Below are 15,270 nucleotides of genomic sequence, written 5' to 3' on the forward strand. Positions count from 1 at the left end.
GGTGAGCCGGGGCGGCGGGCTGCCGCCCCGGCGGAAGTGCGCGTATCAGGCGGCGACCGATTCGGCGGACCTGCCTCCGATCCGGGTTCCCCCGATGTCGGCGCGGTTGCCTGCGGCGACTCCGTCGCCGTACCCGTTGCCGCTGAAGGAACTGCGCTGCTTCCAGGTCTTGGGGTGGGCCTTCCGGTAGGCGCTCTCCACCATCGTGTCGCGGTCGGCCAGAACGAGTTCAGTGCTGCGGCCAGTGGCGGACGTCTCCCCGGCGGCTGCGGCTCGGGCGGCCTCCTCGATCGCCTTGAGCCGCTCGGTCACGCGCACGATGAAACCGAGCTGCCAGGAGTTGCGCCACGCCTTCGCGCTGCGCACCCCGTACGGCACGGCCTGCCGGTTTAGCCCGTTGAGCATCTGGAGCAGGAGCGAGGTGTAGAGGATTTCCGCGCGCTGGACGTCGGACTCGTAGCCCACCACGTGGACGCGGCGAACGCCGTTCGCTTCCTGGCCCATGTTGATGGCCTTGCAGCCGACGGCTTCCGCGATGAAGCACATAAGGCGGACGCGGGACATCGACCAGGGGTTGGGGAGGTCGATGTAGCGGGCCGTGATCCCATCCCGCGACGGCTGCCCGTCGCTCAGGAGTGCCTCGTCAACGCCGTACTTCGCCATCATCTCCATCGCCCGCGTGCGGGCCAGCTCCGCCTCGGCCTCCGGCGTCGCGGCATCCTCGGCCTTGGCCAGCAGCGCCCGAATGGTCGCGAGCTTGGGGTTCACGCCTGCCTGGGGGGTCGTCACGGTTCTACTCCTGGTGAGAGTTGGCCCGGGGGCCCGGTCGGTCCGCCGGTGGCCGGCTGGGGTGTTGCCCTCCCCTTCCGACATGTCTAATTAAACCATGTTCCAAGGGTCGGGTCAAGCCGGAGAACCGCCCTGACCTGCCCATTTCCGCCCCGCCGGACCCGCACCCGCCCGGCCGGGCCCGGCCACAACGGGCCTGGGCGGGGTTCCCTCCTCGGTCGGACAGCTCCGCCGGACCAGGGTTCCGGGTGGGGTGTCCAGGCTCGCGCAGCGACCGCGCAGCGGCTCGGCCTGGGCACCCTGCCCGGGTTCCTGGTACGCCCTCCGGGTGTTCGACCGGGGAGGGAGCCCCGCCCCACAACCCCAACCACGACGCCGCCGCACCCAACCGACCCACCCCCTCCCCCTCCGAGAGAGGACCCGCCGGAGGCATAAAGACCCAAGACCACCAGCGCCCGCCGCCGAGGTTTGAGGTGTCCGCGGACTCCTGCTTACGGTGCGCGCAATGAAAGGTTCTGGCAGGGATGGGGGACGAGTGAGCACGACTCCAGCAGCATCGGTGAGCGCGGCGGAAATTCGCCGACGGGTTAGGGCTGTCGAAGCGGTTCAGGCACGTACGCGGGAAATTGCTGCGGCGAACGTCTTGGCCACCCGCGAAAGCGCGGTGAGGGCGACCAAGGCGAAGGAAAAGGCGGACATCGCAGCGCGAGAGGCCGCAGCAGCCGTCCTTCGATTGTTCGACAGCAACGCCGAGTTGGTCTCGGCATTGCTGGGCGTGCCGGCGGAAGAACTGGAGCGCGAGGCGAAGCCTGTTACCGCCGCTCGCGCCAAGGAAGTCATTGAGGCGCTGCGTGACCACGCCCAGCGTCCGCGCTCCCCTCACCGGGCCCGCAAGCCTCCGGCAGATGCATCGGCTTCATCACCCACGCCCCCCGCTTCCGCCCCGAATGGCGCCCTGGCCGATGACACCTGACAGCGGTCTCGGGCCCGGCCTCTTCCCGCCCTCAGCGGTGTGCAAGTTCAGGCCCGCTCGTAGTGACGAGCAGCTGTCTCTCATCGGAGATCCAATACCCGTACGGATAAGTGCAGTTGAGTGGACCACTTGGCTGACCGATGCTTCTGTTCAGACCCGCTACTGGGCGAAGGTCCACCGCACCTCACCAGCGGAGGACTGCTGGTTCTTCATCGGCGGAATCTCAAGTACTGGCCATGCCACCTTTCGAGCAGCCTCACGGCCTGGCAGGACGCGACGCGGCACAGTGCCAGGCCATCTGTACGGATACCAACTCGCCCGCGGCGTCATTCCCCGACTCGGCTGGGGGGCGGACAACTTGACCGTCTGCCACACCTGCGACAACCACTCCTGCCAGCAGCCGACGCACCTCCGGCTGGGCACGGCAGCCGAGAACCGGGCCGAGTGGGTAGCCCGCCGGCGCGACCCGGGCAGCCCACTCGCAGATCTCCGTGGCCCGGCCGGACGCTCTCGCGCGGTAGGTGCCGCCATCCGCGCCGGCTTGGCGGTCGGTGAGCCTGAGACGGAGATCGCCGTACGCGTTCGCGCGGCGATCTCCCAAGGGCGACCGCTGAGCCTCTGGTAACCGAATTACCCCTTGCTCATCCGCACACCATACGCATCTATTCTGCCATTCCCCGAAAATTACCCGGACGAATGCACCCAGCTGCATTCGCTTGTCGAATCTCCTTAAACATTTATCCCTAAGTCCACCGGTACGACCAAAGGCGCACAATGTCCGATTCGAAGTTGAAACTCGAAGCCGTCCTCGAAGAGATCGACATGTCCCGCTCCGCTTTCTATCGCATGGCAGCCCGCGGCCGGGGCCCGAAGATCATGAAGCTCCCCAACAATCAGATTCGCATCCGCCGCAGCGACCTCGACGCCTGGTGGGCAGCACAGGAGGTTGCGGCCTGATGGCGACCTCCTACCGGGTCAAGTTCTGGGACCACCGCCACCGACCGGAGCGGAAGTCACCTTGGATGGTGCGCTGGGCCGTGGCCGGTCGCGAGTTCTCGGAGTCTTACCTGACGAAAACTCAGGCCGATGGGCGCAAGGCCCAGTTGGTGGTGGCCGCAGCCAGCCACGAGCCGTTCGACACCGAGACCGGCCTGCCGCTCTCCGAACTCCGCAAGCTCAAGGAGGACGAGAAGGCCGTCACCTGGTACCAGCACGGCCGGAACTACGTCGAGGCCCGATGGGACGGCGCCCCGGCCAAAACGCGGACCACCTGGGCCGACGCCCTGGCGACCGTCACGTTCGAGCTGGTCAAGAGCAAGGCGGGCATGCCGGACAAGCACGTCGTCCGTCGCGCCCTCTACTCCTGGGGCTTCAACGTGAACCGGTGGGACGAGGAGCCGCCGGCCGAGGTGGCGAAGGCGCTCGCATGGGTCGCGCGGAACTCAGTGGACGTCTCCGAGCTGGAAGAGGCCAAAGTGGCGCGACGGATGCTCGCCGCGCTGTCCGTGAAGCTCGACGGCACGAAGGCCGCCGCGTCCACGGTCCGGCGGAAGCGGGCGATCCTCGGGCACGTCATCGGCCTGGCCATCGAGGACCGCCTACTGACCGCTAATCCGCTGTCGGCGGTCCAGTGGCAGGCTCCGCAGATCGAGGAGGAGGTAAACCCCGAGTACGTGATGAACCCGGAGCAGGTCACCGCCATGCTGGCCGCGATCGGCAGTCAGGGCCGTCGGGGACCTCGGCTGGTGGCGTTCTTCGCGTGCATCTACTACGCAGGGATGCGGCCTGGCGAAGTGGTCCACCTACGCAAGGACCGCTGTGTCCTGCCGGAAACGGGCTGGGGCCGGCTCAACCTCAACGGGAACAGCCCTCGCGTGGGGTCGAGCTGGACCGACACCGGGGCTACCCACGACCCCAGGGCACTGAAGCACCGCTCAGAGAAGACCGTCCGGCCGGTGCCCATCCCGCCGGAGCTGGTGCGGCTGCTGCGCGAGCACATCGAGCAGTACGGCATCGCGCCCGACGGCCGCCTGTTCCGCACCCTCCGAAACGGGATGGTCCAGGAGAGCGGCTACGGCGTCGTCTGGTCCAAGGCCCGCGCTGAAGTCCTCAGCTTGGAGGAACAGGCCACGCCGCTGGCGAAGCGTCCCTACGACGGTCGGCACGCGGGCATCTCGCTGTGGCTGGCGTCCGGGGTCGCCCCGGCGGAGTGTGCCCGGCGGGCTGGCCACAGCATCGCCGTCCTGCTCCGGGTCTACGCCAAGTGCATCCACGGTGACGAGGACCACGCCAACCGTCTGATCACTGAGCGGCTGAGTCGTCGGTCTGTGCCCGGCGGATCGTGATCTTTGGTCCGTGCCTGGTCCGTAAACGCTGGTCAGGACTGGTAACCATGCGGAACAAGGTGGGACAAACCTCGCAAAACACCGGCCTGACACTAAGGCTTGTGCGACTCAAACAAGAAGGCCCCTGACCCGCGTTTTCGCAGGTCAGGGGCCTTCTTCTATCCTGTGGCTGGTGTAGGGTTCGAACCTACGTAGGCTGAGCCGGCAGATTTACAGTCTGCTCCCTTTGGCCGCTCGGGCAACCAGCCAGGATCTTCGTTTCCGGGGGCTCACGCCCCGTTCGACGTGGTAAACCATACCTGATTCCCGGGGGTGCTACGCCACTCGATAGATCACGCGACGATCAAGAACCGCCGCGCGGCGGTCACGGGCGGGGCCGGGGTGGCGCTGGATAGGCTGGGGCGGCGGGCGCCCGGTGGGGCGGGCCGTGTCAGTGAAGCCAGAGCATCAAGGAGACCAACACCCATGGCCGACTCCAGTTTCGACATCGTCTCGAAGGTCGAGTGGCAGGAGGTCGACAACGCGATCAACCAGACCTCCCGCGAGATCGCCACCCGCTTCGACTTCAAGGGCGTGGGCGGCGAGATCAGCCGCTCCGGCGAGAAGATCGAGATGAAGGCCAACGGCGAGGAGCGCGTGCGCGCCATCCTGGACGTGCTGCAGACGAAGTTCATCAAGCGCGGCCTCTCGCTGAAGGCCCTGGACGCCGGTGAGCCGCAGCTGTCCGGCAAGGAATACAAGATCTTCGCGGACATCAAGGAGGGCATCACCACGGAGGATGCCAAGAAGGTCGCGAAGATCATCCGGGACGAGGGCCCGAAGGGCGTCAAGGCCCAGGTCCAGGGCGACGAGCTGCGCGTCAGCTCCAAGAGCCGCGACGACCTCCAGACCGTCCAGGCGCTGCTCAAGGGCAAGGACCTGGAGTTCGCGATCCAGTACGTGAACTACCGCTAGTCGACCCCGCTCCTGCCCACCCGCCCCCGCGCGGGGAACAGGACGGCACGGCCCCGCTCCCGGATCCGGGAGCGGGGCCGTTCGCGTCGGCGCGGCGGGTCAGCCGGCGGTGGGTCAGCCGCTGGCGGGGAGGTAGTGGGTGGTGGCGGTCAGGGCCTGCGCCTGGGCCCGCAGGGTGCCGAGCTGCTCCTGGAGGCCCGCGGGTGCGGAGCCGGGAAGCTTGGGCGGGGCCGGGACGGTGGGCGGCGCCGGCACGGCCGGGAGCTGGCCGAGCAGGCCCTGCAGGGAGGCGACCAGCTGCTGGATGGCGGCGGGGTCGGGGACGGCGGAGGTCACCGCCGAGAGCAGGCCGGTGACCAGCTTGACGACATCGCCGAGGGCCGCGCTCGGGTCCGGCGTGGCCGGGAGGGCCGGTACCGCGGGAACACCGGGGACTGTCGGCAGCGCCGGGTCGTCGGCGGCCGGGAGGGTGGCCGGCGGCGCCGGGACCGTGACCGGGATGACCGGGACGGCGGCGGTGACGGTGGCCGGGACGGTGGTACGGGGGGCCGCGGCTCCATTGCCGGCGGCGGTGGCGGACGCCGTGGCGACCGTGGTCAGCGCGAGGGCTGTGGTCAGCACGACGGCCATCCGGGTGGCACGCATGGGTACTGCTTCCTCTCAGTACGAGTCAGGCGAGATCGCCTGACTCACACCGTGCGGGCGTCGTCCGGACGCAGCCACCGCAGGTACGCCGAACGGCGGCGCGTCGGTTCAGCCCGCCGCAGGTACGCCGAACGGCGGCACGTCGGTTCAGCCCGCCGCCCAGTCGGCGGTGCGGCGGCGCGCACCCAGCCCGACGGAGTCGAACTCGTCCACCCGGCCCGGCTCGACGTGCCCGCCGAGCCGCCGCAGGGCCCGGGAGATCGGGGTGCCCTCGGCCGGGACGGGCTCGAACCCGCCACTGGTGAGCGGGCCCAGGACGACCCGGCCGTCCGACCAGACGGCGGCGCGCTGGGTGCCGCTGCCGCCGAAGTACTCGGCCTCGACGCAGGCGATCGGACCGGCCTTCGACCAGGCGGCGAGCCGGAGTTCGAAACCGTCCGGGTGCCAGCCGAAGCCCGCCCCGCTGCCGGGCTTCGGCACGGCGGCGTCGCCCTGGAGCGCGGCCAGCACGGCGGAGGTGACCGGGATCAGCGCCAGCCCCTGCGCCAGCGGCACCACCCGGGCCGCCGGCACTTCCGCCGCCGCCACCGACAGCAGCTCCACCATGCCTATCAGCGCTTGGAGTTCATACGACATGCCGGACATGCTGTCCCACCGCACTGACAGTCGGCCCGGAATTTATGATTCCGTGCCCGCCCGGAGACCGTAGAGCAGGGTGAAGAGGGTCACGTCCACGGCGTCATCGGCCGTACTCGGACCTTCCGCCGTCAGCTCGTCCAGGAGTTCCTTCAGTTGGGACTGCAGCCGGGCCAGCCGCGCCGGCTCGAGCCGCAGCGCGAAGTCCGCGAACAGGCCGGACGGAGTGCCCGTACCGTCCTGGGAGCGGCCGAAGTCCAGCCGCCCGTCGGCCACATGGGCGCGGAAGTCGCCGCGGACCCGGTCCATCGCGGCCTGCATGGCGTCGTACGCCTCGGAGCGGGCCGGGGAGTCGGCGGTGAACATCTCCGGGGCGAGCCGGATCGAGTCCTGGGCGACCTGGTAGCGGCTCTCCACGATGCCGGAGACCAACCGGGTGCCGGCGACCAGGATCAGTCCGGCCTTCTCCAGCTGCTTGATGTGCCGGTAGAGCTTGGTCTGCGGCTCGCCGAGCTCGGCGGCGAGCTCCTTGGCGGTGAGCGGGCGGTCCGCGGAGGTCTTCAGGGCGCCGAGGATGGCGAGGCGCAGCGGGTCGGCCAGCGCCTTGAGCACCGCGACACCGCCCACCTGGCGCTCCTTGACCCAGGTGGTGGGCTGCTCGTCCCCGTCGGCGGGTTCCCGTTCGTGCTCGGCCACGGGCCCACCCTCGCAGATCGTCCGCCGCGGGCGCAATCACACCTGGGTGAGCACTCACCCTTGCGCAAGCGCTCACATTCACGCCATCATTCACGACATCGTGAACGATGCTGGCTGGCGAGAACGACGGGGGCGGGACATGGCGGAGCACTCCACGACGACGGCCGAACGGACGGCGGACCCCGGAGCGACGGAAGCAGGCCCCAGACCGACCGACCCCGGACCGACGGATACCCCGCCGCCGCCCGTACCGCTGCGGCGCAACCTGCGCTTCCAGGCCCTCTGGGCCGGCACCTCCTGCGCGACGCTCGGCCTGATGATCGGCGAGACCGCCTTCCCCCTGCTGGTCCTCGCCCTCACCGGCTCCTCCACCGCCGCCGGGGCCTTCGGCGCCGTCCAGATGGCCGCCACCCTGCTGTTCGGCGTGCACGGCGGCTCGGTCGCCGACCGGTGGGACCGCCGCCGGGTGCTGGTCGTCTCCGACGCCGCCCGGCTGCTGGCCCTGGCCAGCGTCCCGGCCGCCCTGGCGCTCGACCAACTGACCCTGGTCCACCTGTTGCTGGTCGCCGCGCTGGTGGGCGCGACCATCGCCTACAGCGGCCCGGTCCGGCTGCTGGCCCTGCGCTCGGTGGTCGCACCGGAGCAGCTGTCGCAGGCACTGGCCCAGGACGAGGCCCGGATGAGCGGCGCCGCGCTGGTCGGTCCGCCGCTGGCCGGGTTGCTGTTCGGGCTCGGCCGCTCGGTGCCCTTCCTGGGCGCCGCGTTCGCCTCGCTGATCGCGCTGGTCACCGCGCTGGTGGTGCGCTTCCCCAGCCCGACCCGACCGTCCCGGACGGCCCCGGAGCCCACGCGGGAGGAGGGCGGCGCCCTGGCCGGCTTCCGCTTCCTCGCCGCCTCCCCGCTGCTGCGCCCCGCGCTGGCCGTGCTGCTGGTGATCAACCTGACCGGCGCCGCGCTCACCCTGCCCGTGATGGTGCTGCTGCGCGAGCACGGCACCGGCAGCGGCGGGATCGGCCTGGCGCTGGCCGGCGAGGCGGTCGGGGCGCTGGCCGGGGCGACCCTGGTCTCCCGGCTGCACCGGCTGGCCGGGCCCGGTGTGCTGCTGCTGACCGTGGCCTGGACGGCCGTGCCGGTGCCGCTGGCGCCGCTGCTGCCCGGCGGGGCGGCCACCGTCTTCGTCGCCCTGTTCGTGGTCGGCGCGGGCGTCCCGGCCCTGCGGGTGATGCTCGACCTGCTGGTCTTCCGTCAGGTGCCGGACGGGCTCCGCGGCCGGGTGATCGCGGCGACCATGACGCTGCTCACCGCCGGGATGCCCGCCGGGGCCTTCGCCGCCGGCCTGCTGCTGGACCGCTTCTCCCCCGCCACCGCGCTGACCGCGATCGCCGGTGTGCTCGCCGTCGCCCTGCTGCCCGCGACCGCGAGCCGTACGCTGCGCCGCGCCGTCTGGCCCGCCACCGCACCGACGTCCGCCACCGCACCGACGTCCGCCACCGCGCCCACGTCCGCCCAGGGCCCGGCGTCGCCCCGCAGGCGGGAGTCCGAGGACGGGCCCCGGGGCTGAGCACCGGTCACCCGCACGGCCGCCCGCCGCATGCGGCGGGCGGGGCAACCGGGTGAACTGACCGGGTACGGCCCGCCCCCGGGGCCCCTCCCCCGGCGCCTCCGCGCAGCCGACCGGGGCCGTACCGGAGGAGGACCGATGAGTTCCACCGACGCGCCCCCGCCCGGCTCCGGGGACGCCGCCGGCCCGGCCACCCGGGAGCGCACCGGCTCGGTGGCCAGCCGGCTGGCCACCGCCCCGCGGATGTCCTGGATCACCCTGGCCCTGATGACCACCAGCTCGGTGGCCAGCCTGCGCTCCGCCCCGACCATGGCGGTCTACGGGCTGGCCTGCGTCTTCCTCTACCTCGTCCCGGCGGTCGTGTTCCTGCTGCCGACCGCGCTGGTCTCCGCCGAGCTGGCCTCCGGCTGGGAGGGCGGCGTCTACCGCTGGGTCTCGGAGGGCCTGTCGAAGCCGCTGGGCTTCCTGGCCGTCTGGTGCCAGTTCGCGATGACGATCTTCTACTACCCGTCGCTGCTGGCGTACGTGGCCTCGACCGTCGCGTACGTGGTGAACCCGCGGCTGGCCGGCAACGGCCCGTACACCGCGGTCGTGATCATGGTGCTGTACTGGACCGGTGTCTGGGTGTCCTCGCGCGGGACGAAGGCGGTGGCCGGGCTCTCCTCGATGGGCCTGGTGATCGGCACCCTGGTCCCCGGCACCCTGCTGGTCGTGCTCGGCTTCGTCTTCCTCGGGCAGGGCAACGCGTCCGCCGCCCCGATGGACGCCGCGCACCTGTTCCCGCAGTGGACCGGCCTGGCCAGCCTGGTGCTGATCGTCAACAACTTCCTCAGCTACTCCGGCATGGAGATGAACGCGGTGCACGTCTCCTCGCTGCGCGACCCGGCCCGGGAGTTCCCGCGGTCGATGTTCACCGCCTCCGCGATGGTGCTGGCGATCTTCATCCTGCCGGCGCTGGCGATCAGCTGGGTGGTGCCGTCCAGCGAACTGAGCCTCACCGCCGGGGTGATGCAGGCCTTCGACGCCTTCTTCCAGTACTTCGACATCGGCTGGCTCACCCCGGTCATCGCGGTGGCGCTGATCGCCGCCTCGCTCGGCGGCATGCTGACCTGGCTGGCCGGGCCCTCCAAGGGCCTGCTGTTGATCTCCCGCCAGGAGGGCTACCTGCCGCCGTTCCTGCAGAGGCTCAACCGGGAGGGCGTCCAGCAGAACCTGCTGGTCACCCAGGGCGTGCTCACCACCGCGATCGCCCTGCTGTACGCGCTGATCCCGAACGTCTCCAGCGCCTACTGGATCTTCTCGGTGATCACCACCCAGGTGTACCTGATCGTCTACCTGCTGATGTTCACCGCGGCGATCCGGCTGCGCCGCACCCAGCCGGACCATCCGCGCGGCTACCGGGCCCCGGCCCTGGTGCCGATCTGCGTGATCGGCCTGCTCGCCTCGGCCGCCGCGATGGGGATCGGCTTCGTGCCGTCCTCGCAGTTCGGCAGCGGCAGCGTCTGGTCGTACGTCGGGATCGTCGGCGGCGGCCTGCTGCTGCTCGGCCTGGTCATCCCCTACCTCTTCCTGCGGCTGCGCAAGCCGAGTTGGCGCTCACCCGAGGCCGCGGCCGAGCTGGCCGCCCAGGAGGCGCAGGAACTGCGCGGCACCGAAGGGGGTGCGGCGTGATGACCAGGAGTCCGATGGCCTCCCGGCACCGCTGGATCTACCTGGGCTCGATCGCCCTGCTGGTCGCGATGCTGATCACCGGCCTGCTGTCGTTCACCCAGCTGCACGCCACCGACCTGGCCGCCCGGAAGGCCGACCAGCTCTCCGCCGCACTGAGTTCGGCCGGCTACCCGGTGCCCACCCGGGACCAGATCGTCCACACCCTGGGCGAGGACGGCGGCGCGGTCTGCGCCGACCCGGCGAACGCGCTCAACCAGGCGCAGTGGACGTACGGGATGTCCAACGGCGCCGGCGGGCCCGGCCAGCGCCCGGTGCTGTCCGACCGCGAGGTGGTGCGGGCCGAGGCGATCGTGCTCTCGGTGTACTGCCCGGACCGGCTCGCCGCCCTCCAGGACCGGATCGACGACCTCGACCTGCGCGACACCGTCCGCAAGTAGGAGCTTCAGATGACCGACGAACTCGCCCGCCGGATCGATGAGTTGATGCCCCGAGCGCAGGCCGACCTGGCCGAGCTGGTGGCCATCCCGTCCGTCGCCGACCCCCGGCAGTACCCGCCGGAGAAGTGCCGGGAGGCCGCCGAGTGGGTCGCCGCCGCCTTCACCGAGGCCGGGCTGCGCGACGTCCACCTGGAGGAGACCCCGGACGGCAGCCACGCCGTGGTCGGCCACCGCCCGCCCCCGCCCGGCGCCCCGACCGTGCTGCTCTACAGCCACTACGACGTCCAACCCCCGCTCGACGCCGCCGCCTGGACCTCCCCGCCGTTCCGGCTCACCGAGCGCGACGGCCGCTGGTACGGGCGCGGAGCCGCCGACTGCAAGGGCAACATCGTCATGCACCTCACCGCGCTGCGAGCGCTCGGCGAGGAGGTCCCGGTCGGCCTCAAGCTGGTGGTCGAGGGCTCCGAGGAGCAGGGCACCGGCGGCCTGGAGCAGTACGTGCCCCCGCACGCCGGGGAGTTGCACGCGGACGCCCTACTGATCTGCGACACCGGCAACGCCGCCGTCGGCGTCCCCACCGCGACCATCTCGCTGCGCGGGGTGGTCACCGTGGTGGTGGGCGTCCGGGCCCTCGACGGCGATGTGCACTCCGGCATGTTCGGCGGCCCCGCCCCGGACGCCCTCGCCGCGCTGATCCGGATGCTGGACTCGCTGCGCGGCGCCGACGGCGGCACCAGGATCGACGGCCTGGACTGCCAAGGGAGTTGGAGCGGCGTCGGGTACGACGAGACCCGGTTCCGCACCGACGCCGGCGTGCTGGACGGCGTCCGGCTGACCGGCTCCGGCACGGTCGCCGACCGGCTCTGGGCCCGCCCCGCCGTCACCGTCCTCGGCATCGACTGCCCGCCGGTGGTCGGCTCCGCGGCCGCCGTCCCGGCCACCGCCCGGGCCCGGGTGAGCCTGCGGGTGCCGCCCGGCACCGACGCCCGCGCCGCCCAGGACGCCCTGGTCGCCCACCTGGAGGCCGCCGCGCCCTGGGGCGTACGGGTCGAGGTGCAGCGGGAGAGCGCCGGCGCGCCGTTCCGGGCGGACACCGGCGGGCCCGCGTACGCCGCGCTCGACAAGGCGATGCAGGAGGTCTACGGCAAGCCGATGTCCTTCCTCGGCCAGGGCGGCTCGATCCCGCTCTGCAACGTCCTCGCCACCACCTTCCCCGAGGCGGAGATTGTGCTGATGGGCGTCGAGGAGCCGCGCTGCCTGATCCACGCGCCGAACGAGAGCGTCGCCCCGGAGGAGATCCGGCGGATGGCCCACGTGGAGGCGCTGTTCCTCCGGCACTTCGCCAACAGCCGCTGACCGTGGCGCGGTTGCGGGAAGTCGGCGAACATCGTAGAACCGTAGTCCGTCCGGCCCGGTCCGGCGAAGCCCGGCCCCGAGGAGGAGCGACCGTGCCCCGTCCGTTCACCACCGAGGACCACACCGCCCGGATGGCCCGGGCCGGCGCCGAGGCGACCGCGGCCGGGCTGGCCGGCCTGGTGGTCGCCCCCGGCCCCGACCTGACCTACCTGTGCGGCTACCAGCCCACCGCGATCACCGAGCGGCTCACCGCCCTCGTGCTCACCGCCGGGCGCCGGCCCGCGCTGATCGTCCCCAAGCTGGAGCGCCCGGACGCCGAGAAGGCGCTCGGCGCCCCCGCCGTCGACCTGCTCGACTGGTCCGACGGCGAGGACCCGTACGCCACCGCCCGTCCGCTGTTCGAGCCGGCCGGCCGGTACGGCGTCTCCGACAACGCCTGGGCGATGCACCTGCTCGGCCTCCAGTCCGCGCTGCCCGGCACCGCCTTCACCTCGCTCACCGAGACCCTGCCGATGCTGCGCGCGGTCAAGGACCCGGAGGAGCTGGAGCGGCTGGCCGCGGCCGGCGGCGCCGCGGACGCCGCCTACCGGGGCATCCTGGAGGTCACCTTCGCCGGCCGCCGGGAGACCGACGTGGCCGCCGACCTCGGCGCGCTGCTGATCCAGTACGGGCACAGCCAGGTCGACTTCACCGTCGTCGGCTCCGGCCCCAACGGCGCCAACCCGCACCACGAGGCCGGGGACCGGATCATCCGCACCGGCGACACCGTGGTGCTGGACTTCGGCGGGCTCAAGGACGGCTACGGCTCCGACACCACCCGCACCGTGCACGTCGGCCCGGACGTCCCGGACGAGGTGCGCACGGTGCACGACCTGGTCCGGCTCGCCCAGCAGACCGCCTTCGAGGCGGTCCGGCCCGGGGTGAGCTGCCAGGAGATCGACCGGATCGCCCGACGGGTGATCACCGAGGGCGGCTACGGCGAGTACTTCATCCACCGCACCGGCCACGGCATCGGGATCACCACCCACGAGCCGCCGTACCTGGTCGAGGGCGAGGAGCGGCCGCTGGTGCCCGGGATGTGCTTCTCGATCGAGCCCGGCGTCTACCTGCCCGGCCGGTTCGGGGTGCGGATCGAGGACATCGTCATGGTGACGGCGAACGGCGGACGGCGCTTCAACAACACTCCGCATGAGCTCGGCACCGTGGCCTGACCCGGCCGACGAGGCCGGGCCGACGGGCCGTTCGTCCGAGTTTCGGGACCTTCGTCCGCCAAGATGTGACCCACCAGTGCGATTTTCTTACGAGCCGGTCATAGTTCACCCAGAGTCCTCCAAGCTTGCGTTGCTAGTTTCGGTGAGCATGACGAAGCTGCTGAGCCCGGCCCCACCGCCCCCGGTACGGGCCGGACGACTGCGTCCCGTGACCGACCGCACCCGCCGAACCGGCCTGTCCAGACTGCGGCTGCTGGCCTGGCCGGCCTACCTCACCGCCTTCGTCTGGTTCCTGGCCACCCAGGGCATGGCCTTCGCCAACGACGTGGTGTTCCTCTGGCTGATCGGCGCCCTGCTCACCGCCGCCGTCCACAGCGGCCACGGCACCCGCGGCTTCCTGCCGGTGCTGCGCGACTGGGTCCCGGTGATGGCCGTGGTCTGGGCCTACTCGCTGCTGCGCGGCTACGGCGCCCACACCCCCTGGGCCCCGCACTGGCTCCCCCAACTGCGCGCAGACGAACTGCTCGGCTTCGGCGAGACCTGGACCGTACGGATCCAGCACGCCCTCTACACCCCCGGCTCACCGCACTGGTACGACTACGCGGCGACGGTCGTCTACCTCTCGCACTTCCTCGTCGTCTTCGTCCTGCTCGCCGTCCTCTGGCGGCGCTCCCACCAGCGCTTCCGGCAACTGCTCGCCTGCTACTTCACCCTGACCTTCGCCGGCTTCGCCACCTACCTGCTCTACCCGGCCGACCCGCCGTGGCTGGTCGGCCAGCAGGGCAACATGCCCCAGCTGCACCGGGTGGTCTGGGAGACCATCTCCCACACCGGGCTGCCACAGGCCGACTCGCTGCTGGAGAACGGCAGCCAGTTCGCCAACGACGTCGCCGCGATGCCCTCGCTGCACTCCGCCTACCCGGCGATGCTGCTGTTCCTCTTCTGGCCCACCGCCCGGCCCTGGCTGCGCGCCCTGCTGGTCGCCTATCCGCTCGCCATGGCGTTCACCCTGATCTACGGCGCCGAGCACTTCATCGTGGACGTCCTCGTCGGCTGGACGTACGCCGCCGTGGTCGTCTTCGGGCTGCGCCGGCTGCGCGACCGCCGCACGGCGCGGACCGCCGCCACGGCAGACTTGGCCCGGTGAAGCCCACGCCGACACCGACCACGCCACCGACTACGCCACCGACGAAGCCCACACAGCAGGTGAAGCCGGTGAAGCCCACCCCCGAACAGCTCCGGGCCGCCCAGGACACCACCATCCCGGACATCACCGGGCCCGGGCTGCGGGTGCTGTTCTGCGGCATCAACCCGGGCCTGTGGTCCGGCGCCACCGGGCACCACTTCGCCCGCCCCGGCAACCGTTTCTGGCCCGCCCTGTACCGCTCCGGCTTCACCGAGCGCCAGTACCGGCCCGACGAACAGGGCGAACTGCCCGCCCTCGGCCTCGGCATCACCAACGTCGCCCCGCGCACCACCGCCAAGGCGGACGAACTCACCGCCGAGGAGCTGCGCGCGGGCGGCGCGGCGCTGCGCGAGCGCGTCCTGCGGCTGCGGCCCCGCGTCCTCGCGGTGCTCGGCATCGGCGCCTACCGCACCGCCTTCGGGCACCGGCAGGCCGCGATCGGGCGCCAGCCGGAGGGCATCGGCGACACCGAGGTGTGGGTCCTGCCCAACCCGAGCGGCCTCAACGCCCACTACACCCTGGACGCGCTGGCCGCGGAGTTCCGCGTGCTCCGGGAGAGCCTCGACGGCTAGGGCCGGTCTTCGAGCTCCCACCTGCGTGGTGACGGCCGGCCCGGGCGGGTTTCCGAGCCCCTACAAGGGGGTGACGGCCTTGAGCACCACCAGCAGCGCCACCGCCGCGTTCAGCGCGCACAGCGCCGAGGCCGCCGTGCCGACCGCGGCGACCATCGCCGCCAGGCCCGCCGGGGTCTTGGCCGGCGGCCAGTTGCGGGCCGTCGGCACCGGGCCGAGCAGCGCCGCCACCCGGCGC

Annotated in this window: 15 protein-coding genes and 1 tRNA gene; 11 read left to right on the plus strand and 5 right to left on the minus strand. The window is 71.7% G+C overall.

All coding sequences use genetic code 11. The features are described from left to right. Positions 1-45 precede the first annotated feature (45 nt). The gene (locus BG452_RS01825; protein ID WP_188302331.1) at positions 46-789 is read right to left on the minus strand and encodes a DUF2786 domain-containing protein; all 744 of its coding nucleotides are present in this window, start codon (positions 787-789) and stop codon (positions 46-48) included. Between the two features lie 535 nt (positions 790-1,324). Between BG452_RS01825 and BG452_RS01830 the strand changes: the two genes are divergently transcribed. The 3 genes from BG452_RS01830 (at position 1,325) to BG452_RS01840 (ending at position 4,107) form a co-directional block, all read left to right on the plus strand. Continuing rightward, the gene (locus BG452_RS01830) at positions 1,325-1,762 is read left to right on the plus strand and encodes a hypothetical protein (protein ID WP_188302332.1); all 438 of its coding nucleotides are present in this window, start codon (positions 1,325-1,327) and stop codon (positions 1,760-1,762) included. A 774-nt stretch (positions 1,763-2,536) separates the two neighbouring features. Next, complete coding sequence (locus BG452_RS01835) at positions 2,537-2,719, plus strand: helix-turn-helix transcriptional regulator (RefSeq protein ID WP_188302333.1); 183 nt, start codon at positions 2,537-2,539, stop codon at positions 2,717-2,719. Next, positions 2,719-4,107, plus strand: coding sequence for a tyrosine-type recombinase/integrase (locus tag BG452_RS01840; protein WP_188302334.1), 1,389 nt, complete (start codon positions 2,719-2,721; stop codon positions 4,105-4,107). The genes BG452_RS01835 and BG452_RS01840 overlap by 1 nt, the downstream gene beginning before the upstream one ends. Positions 4,108-4,273: 166 nt before the next feature. Here BG452_RS01840 and BG452_RS01845 read toward each other — a convergent pair. Next, positions 4,274-4,355, minus strand: a tRNA-Tyr gene (locus BG452_RS01845). Between the two features lie 217 nt (positions 4,356-4,572). Between BG452_RS01845 and BG452_RS01850 the strand changes: the two genes are divergently transcribed. Beyond that, positions 4,573-5,061: a YajQ family cyclic di-GMP-binding protein gene (locus BG452_RS01850; RefSeq protein ID WP_188302335.1), complete on the plus strand. Its 489-nt coding sequence runs from the start codon at positions 4,573-4,575 to the stop codon at positions 5,059-5,061. 114 nt (positions 5,062-5,175) lie between these two features. On the opposite strand, the gene BG452_RS01855 is transcribed toward BG452_RS01850, so the two are convergent. The 3 genes from BG452_RS01855 to BG452_RS01865 form a co-directional block, all read right to left on the minus strand. Next, a complete protein-coding gene (locus BG452_RS01855; RefSeq protein ID WP_188302336.1) occupies positions 5,176-5,706 on the minus strand; it encodes a hypothetical protein in 531 nt (176 codons plus the stop codon). 147 nt (positions 5,707-5,853) lie between these two features. After that, positions 5,854-6,342 carry a hypothetical protein gene (locus tag BG452_RS01860; RefSeq protein WP_188302337.1) on the minus strand — a complete coding sequence of 163 codons (489 nt, stop codon included), beginning with the start codon at positions 6,340-6,342 and terminating at the stop codon, positions 5,854-5,856. A 42-nt stretch (positions 6,343-6,384) separates the two neighbouring features. Then, positions 6,385-7,038 carry an ArsR/SmtB family transcription factor gene (locus BG452_RS01865; protein WP_188302338.1) on the minus strand — a complete coding sequence of 218 codons (654 nt, stop codon included), beginning with the start codon at positions 7,036-7,038 and terminating at the stop codon, positions 6,385-6,387. Between the two features lie 139 nt (positions 7,039-7,177). On the opposite strand from BG452_RS01865, the gene BG452_RS01870 reads away from it, so the two are divergent. From BG452_RS01870 to mug, 7 genes are all read left to right on the plus strand, one after another. Then, on the plus strand, positions 7,178-8,599 hold the full coding sequence (locus BG452_RS01870) for an MFS transporter (RefSeq protein ID WP_188302339.1): 1,422 nt from the start codon (positions 7,178-7,180) through the stop codon (positions 8,597-8,599). Positions 8,600-8,737: 138 nt separating this feature from the next. Next, a complete protein-coding gene (locus BG452_RS01875; protein WP_188302340.1) occupies positions 8,738-10,270 on the plus strand; it encodes an APC family permease in 1,533 nt (510 codons plus the stop codon). Then, positions 10,270-10,707, plus strand: coding sequence for a hypothetical protein (locus BG452_RS01880; RefSeq protein WP_188302341.1), 438 nt, complete (start codon positions 10,270-10,272; stop codon positions 10,705-10,707). Before BG452_RS01875 ends, BG452_RS01880 begins: the two co-directional genes overlap by 1 nt. 9 nt (positions 10,708-10,716) lie before the next feature. After that, positions 10,717-12,063 carry a dipeptidase gene (locus BG452_RS01885; protein WP_188302342.1) on the plus strand — a complete coding sequence of 449 codons (1,347 nt, stop codon included), beginning with the start codon at positions 10,717-10,719 and terminating at the stop codon, positions 12,061-12,063. A gap of 131 nt (positions 12,064-12,194) precedes the next feature. Further along, positions 12,195-13,274, plus strand: a complete 1,080-nt coding sequence (locus tag BG452_RS01890) for an aminopeptidase P family protein (protein WP_188302352.1) — start codon at positions 12,195-12,197, stop codon at positions 13,272-13,274. Between the two features lie 148 nt (positions 13,275-13,422). After that, complete coding sequence (locus BG452_RS01895; RefSeq protein ID WP_188302343.1) at positions 13,423-14,421, plus strand: phosphatase PAP2 family protein; 999 nt, start codon at positions 13,423-13,425, stop codon at positions 14,419-14,421. Positions 14,422-14,489: 68 nt separating this feature from the next. After that, the gene (gene mug, locus BG452_RS01900) at positions 14,490-15,032 is read left to right on the plus strand and encodes a G/U mismatch-specific DNA glycosylase (protein WP_317620859.1); all 543 of its coding nucleotides are present in this window, start codon (positions 14,490-14,492) and stop codon (positions 15,030-15,032) included. Positions 15,033-15,270: the final 238 nt, after the last annotated feature.

This window comes from Streptomyces sp. CBMA123 (genome assembly GCF_014596465.1).
Lineage (GTDB): Bacteria > Actinomycetota > Actinomycetes > Streptomycetales > Streptomycetaceae > Kitasatospora.